The sequence below is a fragment of the Xanthobacter pseudotagetidis genome (genome assembly GCF_043194795.2).
In the GTDB taxonomy this organism is placed as follows: domain Bacteria; phylum Pseudomonadota; class Alphaproteobacteria; order Rhizobiales; family Xanthobacteraceae; genus Xanthobacter; species Xanthobacter tagetidis_A.
Window position 1 is genome coordinate 638200 of record NZ_CM195534.1, and the last position, 13581, is coordinate 651780.

The 13581-nt window shown below is 69.9% G+C and carries 12 protein-coding genes and 1 tRNA gene; 6 read left to right on the forward strand and 7 right to left on the reverse strand.

Features of this window, described 5'->3' with window-relative positions:
- Positions 1 to 73: 73 nt before the first annotated feature.
- From V5F67_RS02880 to V5F67_RS02895, 4 genes are read left to right on the forward strand one after another with little or no spacing between them, the layout of a single operon-like run.
- Positions 74 to 964, forward strand: coding sequence for a branched-chain amino acid ABC transporter permease (locus V5F67_RS02880; RefSeq protein WP_394021069.1), 891 nt, complete (start codon positions 74 to 76; stop codon positions 962 to 964).
- Complete coding sequence (locus tag V5F67_RS02885) at positions 957 to 2000, forward strand: branched-chain amino acid ABC transporter permease (RefSeq protein ID WP_394021070.1); 1044 nt, start codon at positions 957 to 959, stop codon at positions 1998 to 2000. Before V5F67_RS02880 ends, V5F67_RS02885 begins: the two co-directional genes overlap by 8 nt.
- Positions 1997 to 2740, forward strand: coding sequence for an ABC transporter ATP-binding protein (locus V5F67_RS02890; protein ID WP_394021071.1), 744 nt, complete (start codon positions 1997 to 1999; stop codon positions 2738 to 2740). The genes V5F67_RS02885 and V5F67_RS02890 overlap by 4 nt, the downstream gene beginning before the upstream one ends.
- A gap of 1 nt (position 2741) precedes the next feature.
- Positions 2742 to 3449, forward strand: coding sequence for an ABC transporter ATP-binding protein (locus V5F67_RS02895; protein WP_394021072.1), 708 nt, complete (start codon positions 2742 to 2744; stop codon positions 3447 to 3449).
- Positions 3450 to 3500: 51 nt separating this feature from the next.
- Here the strand turns inward: V5F67_RS02895 and V5F67_RS02900 are convergent, their stop codons facing one another.
- The 5 genes from V5F67_RS02900 to V5F67_RS02920 are packed head-to-tail and all read right to left on the reverse strand — an operon-like array spanning position 3501 to position 9543.
- A complete protein-coding gene (locus tag V5F67_RS02900) occupies positions 3501 to 4454 on the reverse strand; it encodes a polysaccharide deacetylase family protein (protein WP_394021073.1) in 954 nt (317 codons plus the stop codon).
- Between the two features lie 54 nt (positions 4455 to 4508).
- Positions 4509 to 5606 (reverse strand): hypothetical protein, encoded by a 1098-nt coding sequence (locus V5F67_RS02905; protein WP_394021074.1) that lies wholly within the window; start codon positions 5604 to 5606, stop codon positions 4509 to 4511.
- A gap of 19 nt (positions 5607 to 5625) precedes the next feature.
- Entirely contained in the window at positions 5626 to 6234 is a 609-nt protein-coding gene (locus V5F67_RS02910; protein WP_394021075.1) for an Isoquinoline 1-oxidoreductase subunit, read from the reverse strand.
- Between the two features lie 10 nt (positions 6235 to 6244).
- Positions 6245 to 6760 (reverse strand): (2Fe-2S)-binding protein, encoded by a 516-nt coding sequence (locus tag V5F67_RS02915; protein WP_394021076.1) that lies wholly within the window; start codon positions 6758 to 6760, stop codon positions 6245 to 6247.
- Between the two features lie 11 nt (positions 6761 to 6771).
- Positions 6772 to 9543, reverse strand: a complete 2772-nt coding sequence (locus tag V5F67_RS02920; RefSeq protein WP_394021077.1) for a xanthine dehydrogenase family protein molybdopterin-binding subunit — start codon at positions 9541 to 9543, stop codon at positions 6772 to 6774.
- Here V5F67_RS02920 and V5F67_RS02925 point away from each other — a divergent pair.
- Positions 9482 to 9703: a hypothetical protein gene (locus V5F67_RS02925; RefSeq protein WP_394021208.1), complete on the forward strand. Its 222-nt coding sequence runs from the start codon at positions 9482 to 9484 to the stop codon at positions 9701 to 9703. The genes V5F67_RS02920 and V5F67_RS02925 overlap by 62 nt on opposite strands.
- A gap of 474 nt (positions 9704 to 10177) precedes the next feature.
- On the opposite strand, the gene ettA is transcribed toward V5F67_RS02925, so the two are convergent.
- Entirely contained in the window at positions 10178 to 11833 is a 1656-nt protein-coding gene (gene ettA, locus V5F67_RS02930) for an energy-dependent translational throttle protein EttA (RefSeq protein WP_394021078.1), read from the reverse strand.
- A 272-nt stretch (positions 11834 to 12105) separates the two neighbouring features.
- Between ettA and V5F67_RS02935 the strand changes: the two genes are divergently transcribed.
- A tRNA-Gly gene (locus V5F67_RS02935) sits at positions 12106 to 12180 on the forward strand.
- Between the two features lie 424 nt (positions 12181 to 12604).
- Here the strand turns inward: V5F67_RS02935 and V5F67_RS02940 are convergent.
- Entirely contained in the window at positions 12605 to 13441 is an 837-nt protein-coding gene (locus V5F67_RS02940) for an alpha/beta fold hydrolase (RefSeq protein ID WP_394021079.1), read from the reverse strand.
- Positions 13442 to 13581: the final 140 nt, after the last annotated feature.

Here is a 13581-nt window from a genome sequence, read left to right on the forward strand (position 1 = left end):
GCGATCGATGTCCCGCGGCGGCGCATAACGGCGCCGCCGCGGGACGACTGCTTCCAGGGGAGAGACAAAGGCGATGAACGCCCTCGACTACATACAGTTCGTGCTGGCGCCGCAGGTGGTGAACGGCCTGGCCCTGGGCGTCGCCGTGGTGCTGGTGGCGCTCGGGCTGACCATCATCTTCGGCCTGCTCGACGTCATCAACATGAGCCACGGCGAGTTCTACGCGGTGGGCGCCTATCTGGCGCTGGCGCTCGGCGCCGCCCATATCGACTTCTGGCTGCTCATCGTCCTGGTGCCAGTGCTGATGCTGCCGCTCGGCATGCTCACCGAGCGCCTGCTGATCAGGCCGGTGTTCCATTCCAAGGACCGCCACGTGACGACATTGCTCGTCACCTTCGGCCTGGCGCTGATCGCCGAGGACGTGCTGAAGCTGATCTTCGGCCCCAACACCCAGCGCCCGTCGACGCCGATCCCCGGCGCCAGCGAGATCTTCGGCATCATCCTGCCCAACTACCGCCTGTTCCTGATCGGCATCGGCGCGGTGATCGTGGCCGGCGTCGCGTTCGTGGTCTACCGCACCCGGCTCGGCGCCATGGTGCGCGCCGCCGCCTACGACCGCGACATGGCCGCTTCGCTCGGCGTGCCGGTGTCGCTGGTCTATTCCGGCACCTTCGCCTTCGGGGTGGCGCTCGCCGGCCTCGCCGGCGTGCTGCTCGCGCCGATCTACTCCGTGTTCCCCACCATGGGGCGGGACTTCATCCTGCTCGCCTTCACGGTGGTGATCGTCGGCGGCATGGGCTCCATCTGGGGCGCCGTGGTCGCCGGCCTGCTGCTGACCCAGGTCCAGGCGCTGGCGAGCCTCGTCATCTCGCCGGTCTGGACCGACCCGATCGTGTTCGGGACCATGGTCGCCTTCCTCGTGTTCCGCCCCCAGGGCCTGTTCGGGAGGCTCGGCCATGCTTGACCGCCTCACGCTTTCCATGCGGGCGAGCCACGTCCTGGCGGCGCTGCTCGTGGTCGCCTCGCTGGGCCTCGCCGTCGCCGGCTCCGCCAGCGGCGACACCTTCTACCTGCGCCTCGCCACCGAGGCGCTGATCTTCGCCGGGCTCGCGCTCTCGGTGGACCTGCTGCTCGGCTATTCCGGCGCGCTGTCGCTGGGGCAGGCGCTCTATTTCGGCATCGGCGCCTACACCTCGGCGCTGGTGCTGATGAAGGTGCCGTCCTTCTGGCTGGCCATGGGCGCGGCGGCGGCGGTGACGTTCGTCAGCGCCGTGATCGGCGGGCTGATCGCCAACCGGGTGCGCGGGGTCTATTTCGCGCTCATCACCTTCGGCCTCGCCCAGGTGGTGGCCAAGGTGGTCTACAACATCCGCGACCTCGGCGCCTCCGACGGCATGATCGGCATCCCGGTGATCGACATCGGCATCGGGCCGTTCTCGGTGTCGGCGGGCAACCCGCTGGGCTTCTTCCTGGTGGTGCTCGCCATCATCATGAGCCTCTACGCGGCGACCGCCTACCTGCTCGACACGCCGTTCGGCCGCGTGCTCACCGCGCTCAAGGCCAACGAGAAGCGGGTGCCGTTCCTCGGCTACTCGGTGTGGCGGGCGCGCATGGTGTGCTACCTCGCCGCGGCGCTGATCGCCGGCCTGTCGGGCGCGCTCTACCCCATGCTGCGGGGCTTCGTCTCGCCGGAGCTGATGTTCTTCATGACCTCCGGCAACGCGGTCATCTCGGTCATCCTCGGCGGCGTCGGCACGCTCGTGGGCGCGCTCTACGGCAGCATGTTCCTGGTGATCATCAAGTCGGTGATCGGCAGCTGGACCGACCACCACCTGATCATCATCGGCCTGCTGTTCATGGCCGGCGTGCTGTTCATGCCCAAGGGCATCATCGGCTTCGTGCGTCCCTACGTGGAGCGGCTCATCGCCCCGCGCCACCTGCGCGAGACACGGGCCGGCGACAAGGGCGCTCCCCTGGACGCCGAGGAGGTGAAGCCATGAGCCGTCCGGTTCTCGAGGTCAGCGACCTGTCGATCGCCTTCGGCGGCCTGAGGGCCGTGGACCAGGTGACCTTCGCCGCCGAGCGCCACCGCATCACCACCGTGATCGGGCCGAACGGGGCCGGCAAGTCCACCCTCTTCAACATGATCTCCGGGGCGCTGAAGCCGCTCTCCGGCAAGGTGCTGATCGACGGCGCCGACATGACCGGCGCCGCCCCCGAGCGCCTGAAGGGGGCCGGGCTCTCGCGCTCGTTCCAGATCACCAACCTGTTCTTCGAGCTGACGGTGGCCGAGAACCTGCGCCTCGCGGCGCAGGTGCTGGAGCCCGCCAAGCGGGCGCTGCTGCCGATCCGCTGCTCCACGCGGGCGCAGGCGAAGACGCAGGAGATGCTGGCGCGCTTCGACCTCGTCCACAAGCGCGACGAGCTGGCCGGCAACCTCTCCCACGGCGACCAGCGCCGCCTGGAGATCGCCGTGTGCCTCGCCTCGGAGCCGAAGATCCTGCTGCTGGACGAGCCCACCCAGGGCATGAGCCACCAGGACACGGCCGACACCGCGAAGCTGGTGCGCTCCCTGACGCAGGACGTGAGCGTGCTGCTGATCGAGCACGACATCGGCCTCGTGATGGAACTTTCCGACCACGTGGTGGTGATGCACCAGGGACGCAAGCTCGCCGAGGGTCCGCCCGCGGTGGTGCGCGCCGACCCGCAGGTGCAGGCCGCCTATTTCGGACACGCCTGACATGCTGAAGATCGAAGGCCTCAACAGCCATTACGGCCGCAGCCACATCATCCAGGGCATCGACCTTAGCGCCGCCCCCGGCGAGGTGATCGGCATCTTCGGCCGCAACGGGGTCGGCAAGACCACTTTGCTCAAGACCATCGCCGGCTGGGTGAAGCCCAGCTCCGGCACCATCCGGCTCGGCGACGTGTCGCTGGCGGGGATGGAGCCGGACCGCATCACGCGCTCGGGCGTCGGCCTCGTGCCCGAGGACCGGCGCATCTTCCCCGGCCTCACCGTGGAGGAGAACCTGACGCTGGGCCTGATGCAGGTCCGCGGGCGGCCGGCGAGCGCCGGCCGGGCGGTGATCGCCGAGATCTACGACCGCTTCCCGCGCCTGCGCGAGCGCCGGCACCAGCTCGGCACCACGCTCTCGGGCGGCGAGCAGCAGATGCTGGCCATGGCCCGGGTGCTGGTGGGCGCGCCGCAGCTGGTGCTGGTGGACGAGCCCTCCGAGGGACTCGCCCCCATGATCGTCGCCGAGGTGTTCGCCATCGTGCGCGAGCTCAAGGAGCGCGGCGCCATGGTGCTGCTGGTGGAGCAGAACGTCCACGAGGCGCTGGCGGTGACCGACCGGTTCGTGGTGATCGAGCGCGGCCGCGTCGTCCTCTCGGGCGAGGCCGAGGACGCCAAGGACCGCGAGCGCCTCATGGAAGCGCTGGCGGTGTGATCCCGCGATCCCGGCTCCGGCCGGGATCGCCCCCATCCCCGTTCGGCGGCCCTATGGGAGCGCCTGCCCGGCGGCGCGCATCACCGCCTCGGTGTCGGCGAGCCAGACCTGCTCCATCCCCTTGAGCGCCTCCAGCACCCGGCGCATGGCGGCGGCGCCGGCCGGGGTGCCGACCACGAACGGATGGATGCCGATGGCGACGATGGTCGCCGGCCGGGCCGGATCGGCCTTCGCCTCGCGCGCCATCTCGCTTACATAGTCGATCCACAGCCGCTCCAGGTCGCTCGCCTCCTTGAAGCGCGACAGGTACTGGCCCATGTCCACCACGCTCGGCGGGTAGGGGATCAGCACCAGCGGCGCCGGCCTGGTGTCGAGCCGCGACAGCAGGTCGGAATCCATGCCGTCGAGGGTGTAGCGGATGCCCTCGGCCGCGGTCGCGGCGAAGGTCTGCGCGTCGGGATAGACGCTCGGGCTCGACCAGCCCCTGCTGCGCACGCCGGTCGCCGCCTCGATCATGTCCAGGGTCTTGCGGATGTAGGCGCGCTGGGCGGCCGGGCCTTCGGCGAGCGGCAGCAGGTCGGTGGAATTGTTGAGCCCGTGGGCGATGATCGGCGCCTGCGGCGCCAGGGCGCGCAGCGTCTTCCAGGTCTGCGGCTGGGCGGCGGGGAACTCGGCGTTCAGCGCCAGGCTGAGCGGGACGCCCATCTCCTGGAACAGGCGGCCGGCGCGCGGCAGGCCGTAATTGATGGCGTACTGCCGGAAGCCCTCGTCCACGAGGTCGGGCTTGCGCGAGGTCATGTCGGGCCGGAAGTTCGGACCCTGCCCCTGGCCCCACACCTCCACATAGAGCACGAACACCACGGCGACCTTCTTGCCGCCGGGCCAGGAGGCGACGGCGATGTCCTGGCGCGGCAGGCCGGTGATCCAGTCCGGCCCGGTCTGGGCGAGGGCGGAGGCGGGCGCCAGCAAGGCGGCGAGGAGGAGAGCGAGGGCGCGCAGGCGCATGGGTCGGCCTCGATGCGGCGGGGGAAAGCCCGGGCGCGCCGCCCGGGCCGAACATCAGCGCAGGTCGTCGAGCGAGGCGGCGCCAGAGCCGCCGGAGATCAGCGTCGGCCACTGCTTGGAGCCGAACGGCACCGCCGGCGGCAGGAACGGCTCCTTGCCGCGCGCCTTCATCTCCGAGATGATGGTCTTGCGGGCGTCGCCTCCCATCAGCTCGTAGTCCATCAGCCGGTCGCTGTTGAAGAACAGGCCGCCCACCGAGCGGTCGGAGATGATGCGCACCAGGGCGGTGAGCATGTCGTCGGGCGTGGTGGTGAAGGAGATGGTCTCGATCAGCATCAGCCGGTCGTTGATCGCCTCAGGCCCGAAATACTGCGCCAGCACGCTGAACAGCACGTTGTTCTGGCGCGCCACATAGATGGTGTTGCTGGCGGCATAGACGTTGTCGAAGCTGCCGCCCAATTCCTGCTTCCAGCCGTCGAGCACGCCCATCCAGTGCTTCACCTGCGTCTGCGCCGCCCAGGCGATGGCGTGGCCCAGCACCGGCGCCTGCTTCTTGGCGAACGCCTGCACCGCGTCGAGCGTGATGACGCCCTTGGCGAGGCTGTCCTCCATGAAGGCGATGTTGTTCTCCAGGATGGCGCGCGAGTTGGCGCGCCAGTCGTCCGGCATCTCGGCCGCGCCGATGCCGTCGCGCGCGCTCTTCATCTCCGTCAGGTAGGCGCGCATGGGCGCGACCCAGCTCTTGTCCTGCGGATTGTCGATGAACGGCAGCACCACCTCGGACACCGCCATGGTGCTGTGGCCGAGCGACTTCATCACCTGGTAGACCTTCGGCACCGAGGGCGCCTCCAGCGGCGGCTTGCCGGGCCGGTAGAGGATCATCCGCCCGCCCGCGCCCGAGAACAGGGCCAGGATCACCGGGTGCTGGTCGAGGATGTTGGCGCGGAAGATCCTGCCCGCATTGTCGTAGAGCGCGAACATCGAGGTGTTCAGCTGCAGCACGTTGCGGTTGGCGAGCTCCTGCGCCGTGGGCGGCGTGAGCTGCCCGGAGATCGGCTTCATGTAGGCCGGCAGCTCGGCGGCCGAAGCTCCGGCGCAGGGCGCCGCGGCGAGCGCGGCCGCAAGGGCCAGCGCGACAGGTAGGCGTGTCATGGTTTCCTCCTCGTCTCGATCAGTTCGGGCAGGCGGCGCCGGTCTCGACCCACGCCTTGACCAGGGCCTTGGCCTCTTCCTGGGTGCCGGGGGCGGGGGTGCGGTCGCCGCCGGGCTTCCACGCCCAGCCCACCAAAGTGTCGTCGCCGATATGGGCGATCAGGTCCTCGACCGTGCGCCCGCCATTGCGCGCCGGGTCCTTGATCTGGAGGCAGATCTCGCGCGCCGTCCTGCCCTCCCAGGCCATGGAGGCGGGGGCGAGCTGCCAGTGCGGGTGGCCGGGCATGCCGGCGGGCGCAAAGCCGCTCTCGCGGTGGCACATGGAGCACCGGAGGCTGGCGAGGCCTTGCCCGTCCGGGCCGCGGAATACCGGCGGCTGGTGCGGGCGGGCGGCATCGCCCTGGCGCGGCCGGTCGGTGGCGGGATGGCAGTTGGTGCAGCGCGGATGGGTGAGCACCTTGCCCAGCTCGGTGAACAAGGCGGCGGAGCGCGCGTCCGGATCGGCGATGCCGGCGAACGCCTCGGGCGCGGCGAGCGTGCCGCCGGGCGGGGAGGCGGCGCGGCCTTGCGCCGGGAGCAGCAGCCCGGCGGCGATCGCGAGAAGCGCCATGCGCAGGAGGGTCGCCATGCGCCGGCCCTCAGGTCAGGAACCGGCCGGGATCGGCCAGGATCACGTCGCGCACCGCCTCGTGGTACTTCACGTAGCCCGAACATCGGCACAGGTGCCCGTCGAGCGCCTCGGTGACGGTACGCTCCAGCTCGGCGCGCGCGATCGGCGCCTTCTCCAGCCGCTCCAGCAGCACCTGCCCCTCATTGAGGAAGCCGGGCGTGCAATAGCCGCACTGGAACGCGAAATGGGCGATGAAGCTCTTCTGGAGCGGCGTCAGCGCGCCGTCCTTGGCGTGGCCTTCCACGGTGCGGATCGCCTTGCCGTCGAAGTCGGCGGCGGCGACGATGCAGGTGGGCATGGTGGCGCTGGTGCTGTCCGGGGCGTCGACGATCACCGTGCAGCTCAGGCACTGGGCGGCGCCGCAGCCGAACTTGGTGCCCGTCATGCCCAGAACCTCCCGCAGGAAGTCGTTCATGGAGAGGTCCTCGCGCACCTCGATGGGGCCGTGGGCGCGGCCGTTGATGGTCAGCGAGATCGCGGGCACGGCTGGCTCCCTCACAGGACGCGCCGGACGTCGTCCGGCGTCACGGGCAATGCGGAAAAGCGCTTTCCGGTGGCGTCGTGGATGGCGTTCAGGATCGCCGGGATCACCGGGATCATCACCACCTCGGCGACCCCCTTGGGCGGCTCGTTGGGGGCGACCGGCGGCAGGATCTCCACCTCCAGATCGTGGACCGGCAGGTCGGAGGCGCGGGCGATGACATAGTCGCCGAGGTTCCAGCGGCCGTTGCCGGGGCCGTCCTCGAACGGCGGCAGGTTCTCGAGCAGGGCCTGCCCGACCCCCATGGCGAAGCCGCCCTGGGCCTGGCCGCGCACCACCTCCGGCGCCAGCGCCTGCCCGCATTCGAGCACGCTGTAGGCGCGCGCCACGCGCACCGCGCCGGAGGCGGTGTCGACCCCGACCCGCACCAGCGTCCCGCAGCCCGAGGTGAAGGAGGTGCCGATGCGGTTGTAGCTCGCCGGCGGGAAGGCGACGAAGCTGCGGTCGAGCACCTTGAACGGTCCCTTGCCGCGGCGCACGGCGAGCGCGTCGAGGTCGGCCGCCCAGTTGAAGCCGTCCAGGGGGAAGGCCGCCTGCGCCCAGGCCCAGCGCGAGAAGGCGTGCGCCATGGCACCGGTGAGCGCGCCCATGGCGTGGGCCCTGGCGGCGAGGTCCGGCTGCGCCAGCGGCGGCAGGCCGGACATGATGAGCATGCCATCCTGCCAGTAGGCCTCCTCCCACAGGAAGCGGCGCGGGTCGTTCTGGGGAATGCCCCACAGCGCCAGCGCCGCCGGCCACAGGCCGAAGCGCAGCAGGATGCGCGCCGCCTGGCCGGCCGCCTGGGTGCCCACATGGGCGCCGATGGAGGCGCTGGTGGCCGAGGAGATGGCCGGCACCCAGCGCGGGTTCTTCGCCGCCTTGTCCTGCGCCGCCTGGGTGATGGTGTAGGGATCGCCGGAGGTGACGAGGCCGAGCGCGCCGAAGGCGTCGATGCGCGCCACCGAGACCTCGTCGGCGACGCGGCCGAGATACTGCGCCACCCGGTTCGCCACCGCGGTGCCGATGCCGTTGCCCATCTCCACGGCGTCGCAGACGATGCGCACGCGCCCGTCCGGCTCCAGTTCCACCCGGCCGAGCGCGCAGTCGGCGCCGGTGCCGTAGTCCTTCACGCACAGAGCGAGGCCGGTGCCGACGAGGGTGCCTTTGGGCGCCGCCGCCTTCGCCGCGGCGCGGCCGCGCCACAAAGCGTGGGCCTCCATCTTGTCGAGCAGCTCCGGCGTGCGCACGGAGACGGTCCAGGGATTGCCGGTCATGGTGCGCCCGCCGGCCTTCAGCAGGTTGCGGCGCCGGAGCGTCACGGGATCGATGCCGAGCGCGCCCGCCGCCTCGTCTATCAGCGTCTCGAGCGCGGCGGTGGTCTGCACGACGCCGTAGCCGCGCATGGAGCCGGCGGTGACGCCGCGCGTGTGCGCGGCCACCGTGGTCACGTCCACCTTCGGCACCTCGTAGGCGCCGATGGCGGAGGTGGCGGACACCACGGCGACGCTGGCCGAATAGTTGGCGAGCCCGCCGCCGTCGAGCACGTGGTCGGCGGCGAAGGCGCGGATGCGCCCGGTGGCGCGCTCGAACGCCACCTTGGAGCGGATGTCGAAGGCGTGGCGCTTGATGCCGCCCTGGAACTGCTGGAACCGGTCATGGGCGAGCCGGATCGGCCGCCCCGGCAGGAACAAGGCGGCGAGCGCCACATAGAGCGGGAAGGGGGTGTGGTCGCGCCCGCCGAAGCCGCCGCCGAGATGGGCGAAGCGCGTGTCGACGCTCTGCGGCCGGAAGTCCGCCTTGGCCTCGCCGAGCATCTGGCCCAGCGCCTCCGCCGCCTCGAACGGCGACTGCACGCCGAGCGCCAGCCTGAGCGCCTTCGCCTTGGGATCGTACCAGGCGAGGCCGCATTCCGGCTCCAGGAACATGGGATCGATGGACTGGGTGCGGAAGCTGCGGTCGAGCACCAGCGCGGCCGGATCGGCGGCGTCGATGCCGGCGCGGATCTCCTCGCCGTAGGTGGCGCCCTTCCTGTACTGGCCGCCTTCGGCGGTGGGCAGCGGCTTCCAGATCGGCCGCCCGCCGGCCTCGAAGAAGCCGGGGCTGATCCAGCCCTCCATCAGCGGCGAATAGATGTCGGGCGCGCCCGGCGCCGGGCCGGCGACGCGGGTGAAGCGCATGGCGGCGTAATTGGGCCGCGCCAGAGGCCCGGTCTCGGCGCCGAAGACGAGCGGGCTCTTCTCGCGCACGATCACGCGGGCGCGGTCGAAGGCGTCGAAGCGCTCGAACAGCAGCAGCGCCGCCGGCTGCCCGAGATAGAGCGGGGTCGTGCCCACCGGGCACAGCAGGTCGCCGGCATAGAAGGGCGGCACCCCGAGGCCGGCGCGCGCCAGGCCCTGCGCCGTCACCACCACCGTGGGCTTCAGATCCGCATCGAGGGCGCCGAGGTCGATGCCGGCGAGCACGTGGGTCGCGTCCGCCGCCCGCACCAGCAGCGCATGCGCCGTGGTGGCGGGCCATCCCTCCATGTCGGCGGCGCGGAAATCGGAGACATAGAGCTTGGCGCCCGTGACCTTGGCCACGGCATCGATCCGCCCGTGGCCGGCGACCGCCGGGTTGAGCCGCGCGCGGCCGGGCAGGGTCTGCGTGTCGTCGAACGCGGCCGCCATGGCGACCGGGAGCCGGGACATGCTGAGCGCGATGCCTCCGGCAGCGGTCCATGTCAGCACGTCGCGCCGTGATGGCTCCATGACTTCAGAACTCCCCAGCGTGGACATCGAAGGTGCAGAAGCCAGCTCATCCGGCGCCACGCATGCGCGGCATCGGCTGTATTTTAGTTTAAATAAAAAAACTTCACGCGGAAATTATATGACAATAGTTCCGACCAAAATCTTCGATTTCAAAGAATAGGGGATCGAAGAAAATACGGCACGGGGATACCGTTCCCGACGGATGCGCCGATCGGGTGGGGCACAGCAACTCGGGTAGCAGACGCGCGCTGATCCTGACTATTCCCTCATTTGAGGGATATCAAATTTGCTGCGCTGCAAGATGAGCGGGGGAGAAATCTGCCCGCGGCCGAGTTTCTTCGCGGTTCAAGGCAGAAAAGCCAGGCCTCCCGCCGGCGCCACGGGGCGGACACCTGCGCGGGAGGTGATCGATCGCCCTTCGGGGCGAGGCTGAACCGGACGGGGTCGGGGACTTGGCCGGACGTGGTCGGATATGGCTGGATGCGGCGCCTTGGCGGCTGTCCGCCGCCGCCAAGGCTACGCGCAAGGCCTTCTCACGGCCTTGCGCGGCGCGGGGACCGCAACGGCATCCCCCCGCCCCGCCCCGGCGGTCGGCCGGAACGCGACCGGGGACCGCGACGGCGGAACACGATGCTCAGCGCGAGAACTTCTTGTACTGAATCCGCTTCGGGATCACCGAATCCGTTCCCAGCCGGCGCTTCTTGTCTTCCTCGTAGTCCGCGAAGTTGCCCTCGAACCACTCCACGTGGCTGTCGCCCTCGAAGGCGAGCATGTGGGTGGCGATGCGGTCCAGGAAGAAGCGGTCGTGCGAGATGATGACGGCGCAGCCGGCATAGTCCTCCAGCGCCTCTTCCAAGGCGCGCAGGGTGTCCACGTCGAGGTCGTTGGTGGGCTCGTCGAGCAGCAGCACGTTGCCGCCGCGCTGGAGCACCTTGGCGAGGTGGACGCGGTTGCGCTCGCCGCCGGAGAGCATGCCCACCTTCTTCTGCTGGTCGCCGCCCTTGAAGTTGAAGGCCGCGCAATAGGCGCGCGAGGGGATCTCCTTCTTGCCGACGTAGATCACCTCGTTGCCGTCGGAGATCTCCTCCCACACGGTCTTCTTGTCGTCGAGCGCGTCGCGGCTCTGGTCCACATAGCCGAGCTTGACCGAATCGCCGATGGAGATGGTGCCGCCGTCCGGCTTCTCTTGGCCCGTGATCATGCGGAACAGCGTGGTCTTGCCGGCGCCGTTCGGGCCGATGACGCCGACGATGCCGCCCGGCGGCAGCTTGAACGACAGATCGTCGATCAGCATCTTGTCGCCGAACGCCTTGCTCAGATGGTCGAAGGCGATGACGTTCTGCCCGAGCCGCTCGGCCACGGGGATGACGATCTGGGTGGCGGAGGGCTGGCGCTCGGAGGCGCGCTCCAGCAGTTCCTCGTAGCGCTGGATGCGGGCCTTGTTCTTGGCCTGGCGCGCCTTGGGGCTGGCGCCGATCCACTCCTGCTCGCGTGCCAAGGCGCGCTGGCGCGCCTCGTCCTCGCGGCCCTCCTGCTGCAGGCGCTTCTGCTTCTGCGACAGCCAGGACGAATAGTTGCCCTCGTAGGGGATGCCGCGGCCGCGATCGAGCTCCAGGATCCAGCCCGTCACGTTGTCGAGGAAGTAGCGGTCGTGGGTGACGATCAGGATCGCGCCGGGATAGGTGCGCAGGTGGCCTTCCAGCCAGTTCACGGTCTCGGCGTCGAGATGGTTGGTGGGCTCGTCGAGCAGGAGGAGTTCCGGCTGCTCCAGCAGCAGGCGGCAGAGCGCCACGCGGCGGCGCTCGCCGCCGGAGAGGCGCGTCACCTCCCAGTCGTCGGGCGGGCAGCCGAGCGCGTTCATGGCCTGCTCGACCTTGCTGTCGAGGTCCCACAGGCCCTGCGCCTCGATCTCGTCCTGGAGCCGCGTCATCTCGTCCGCGGTCTCGTCCGAGTAGTTCATGGCGAGCTCGTTGTAGCGATCGAGGATCGCCTTCTGCTTGGCGACCCCGTCCTCCACGTTCTGGCGCACGGTCTTTTCCGGATCGAGCTGCGGCTCCTGGGGCAGGTAGCCGACGCGCACGCCCTCCGCGGGCCGGGCCTCGCCGGAGAAGTCCTTGTCGATGCCGGCCATGATGCGCAGCAACGTGGACTTGCCGGCGCCGTTGTTGCCGAGCACGCCGATCTTGGCGTCCGGGTAGAAGGAGAGGTGCACGTTGTCGAGCACCTTCTTGCCGCCCGGATAGGTCTTGGTCATGCCGTGCATGTGGTAGGCGTACTGATAGGGGGCCATGGGCCGCCGTCTCCTGAAAGGGGGGTGCGGGAAAGTTGCCGCTTTCTAGCCTCCGCGCATGGCACCGGCAAGGCGGCGCCCGCCCGCGGGCGCCATCGCCCGGACCGGGCGGCCGGCCCCGCGCCCCGTCGCCGGGAAGAGGAGGCGCTCCCCGCCGGGATGGCGGCCGGGCCGCGCCGTGCACAGGGGGCGCAGAAAGGCTGTTGCATTCCCCGTTCGCTTTTGGCATAGACACGCACCTGCCGCGCGGCTGACCGCGCTGGCGGATGGATGCGGGTGTAGCTCAGGGGTAGAGCACAACCTTGCCAAGGTTGGGGTCGAGGGTTCGAATCCCTTCGCCCGCTCCAGTTTCTCTCAGGAAAATCAGGTGGTTGGCAGGCGCCCTGCGGGGCGCTTTCTGCTTACCAGGCGCAACGGGAGCATTTCGGGAAGCGCTGAGTAAGCACGCCAATCCCGATTCCGGCGTGCCCCGGCGAAGGCGCCCTGCTCGAAACCGCCGAACGGGAGCCTGGACCGCTGCGTGATGGGCTCGGTCGGGGCGAGAGATTTGCCGCCGACCGGATCACCGCATCGCCTGTCGGGCTTAATCGCTGGCCTTGGCCGCCCGTGTACGGGCGCGCCATTCCCACACGGCCTCGGCGTTCCGATGCACCCAATCGGCCAACCTCTCCACCTCGTCGATGGCGGCCATCAGCTTCTCCCGGCTGACTTCGATCGCAAGGCGTCGCCATTCCGGGCGCGCCGTCTCCGGCGCGCCCGCCGTGTCGTGGCTCAGCCCCGGACGAAGGCGAGCAGGTCGGCGTTGAGCACGTCGGCGTTGAGGGTCAGCAGGCCGTGGCCATAGCCGGGATAGGTCTTCAGCGTGCCGTTCTTCAGAAGCGGCGCCGAGAGCCGGGCGCTGTCGTCGATCGGCACGATCTGGTCGTCCTCGCCGTGCAGCACGAGCGTCGGCACGCTGATCGCCTTCAGGTCCTCGGTCTGGTCGGTCTCCGAGAACGCCTTGATCCCGTCATAGTGGGCCTTGGCGGAGCCCATCATGCCCTGCCGCCACCAGTTGTTGATCACGCCCTGGTCGATCTTCGCGCCCTCGCGGTTGAAGCCGTAGAAGGGCCCGGCGGGCACGTCGAGGAAGAACTGCGCCCGGTTGGCGGCCAGCGCCTTGCGGAAGCCGTCGAAGACCTCGATCGGCAGGCCGCCGGGATTGGCCGGCGTCTTCACCATCAGCGGCGGCACCGCGCTGACCAGCACCGCCTTGGCCACCCGGCCTTCGGGCTCGCCATGCCGGGCGACGTAGCGGGCGACCTCGCCGCCGCCGGTCGAGTGGCCGATATGGACCGCGTTCCTCAGGTCCAGATGGCGCGCCACCGCCGCGGCGTCGGCCGCGTAGTGGTCCATGTCGTGGCCGTCCCAGACCTGGCTCGAGCGGCCATGGCCGCGGCGGTCGTGGGCGACCACGCGATAGCCCTTGGACAGGAAGAACAGCAGCTGCGCGTCCCAGTCGTCGGACGACAGCGGCCAGCCGTGATGGAACATGATGGGCTGGGCCTCCTTCGGGCCCCAGTCCTTGAAGAAGATCTCGACGCCGTCGGCAGTGGTGACCGTGCTCATGATCGGTATTCCCTGGAAGTGGCCGGGCCTGTCGTCCCGGCGTGATGCGATGGGTAGACACTAGTCGTCCGCGGCCGGCGCTCGGATTGGCGCGATGGACAGACTTCGGGCCATAATTGACAGATGACGAAAGCAGCTCC

Bases quoted from the DNA above. Each gene is read 5' to 3' on its own strand.
- V5F67_RS02885 (WP_394021070.1), top strand. From the start codon at position 957: ATGCTTGACCGCCTCACGCTTTCCATGCGGGCGAGCCACGTCCTGGCG.
- V5F67_RS02890 (WP_394021071.1), top strand. From the start codon at position 1,997: ATGAGCCGTCCGGTTCTCGAGGTCAGCGACCTGTCGATCGCCTTCGGC.
- V5F67_RS02920 (WP_394021077.1), bottom strand. From the start codon at position 9,543: ATGGAGCCATCACGGCGCGACGTGCTGACATGGACCGCTGCCGGAGGC.
- V5F67_RS02895 (WP_394021072.1), top strand. From the start codon at position 2,742: ATGCTGAAGATCGAAGGCCTCAACAGCCATTACGGCCGCAGCCACATC.
- ettA (WP_394021078.1), bottom strand. From the start codon at position 11,833: ATGGCCCCCTATCAGTACGCCTACCACATGCACGGCATGACCAAGACC.
- V5F67_RS02900 (WP_394021073.1), bottom strand. From the start codon at position 4,454: ATGCGCCTGCGCGCCCTCGCTCTCCTCCTCGCCGCCTTGCTGGCGCCC.
- V5F67_RS02910 (WP_394021075.1), bottom strand. From the start codon at position 6,234: ATGGCGACCCTCCTGCGCATGGCGCTTCTCGCGATCGCCGCCGGGCTG.
- V5F67_RS02940 (WP_394021079.1), bottom strand. From the start codon at position 13,441: ATGAGCACGGTCACCACTGCCGACGGCGTCGAGATCTTCTTCAAGGAC.
- V5F67_RS02925 (WP_394021208.1), top strand. From the start codon at position 9,482: ATGCTGAGCGCGATGCCTCCGGCAGCGGTCCATGTCAGCACGTCGCGC.
- V5F67_RS02905 (WP_394021074.1), bottom strand. From the start codon at position 5,606: ATGACACGCCTACCTGTCGCGCTGGCCCTTGCGGCCGCGCTCGCCGCG.
- V5F67_RS02880 (WP_394021069.1), top strand. From the start codon at position 74: ATGAACGCCCTCGACTACATACAGTTCGTGCTGGCGCCGCAGGTGGTG.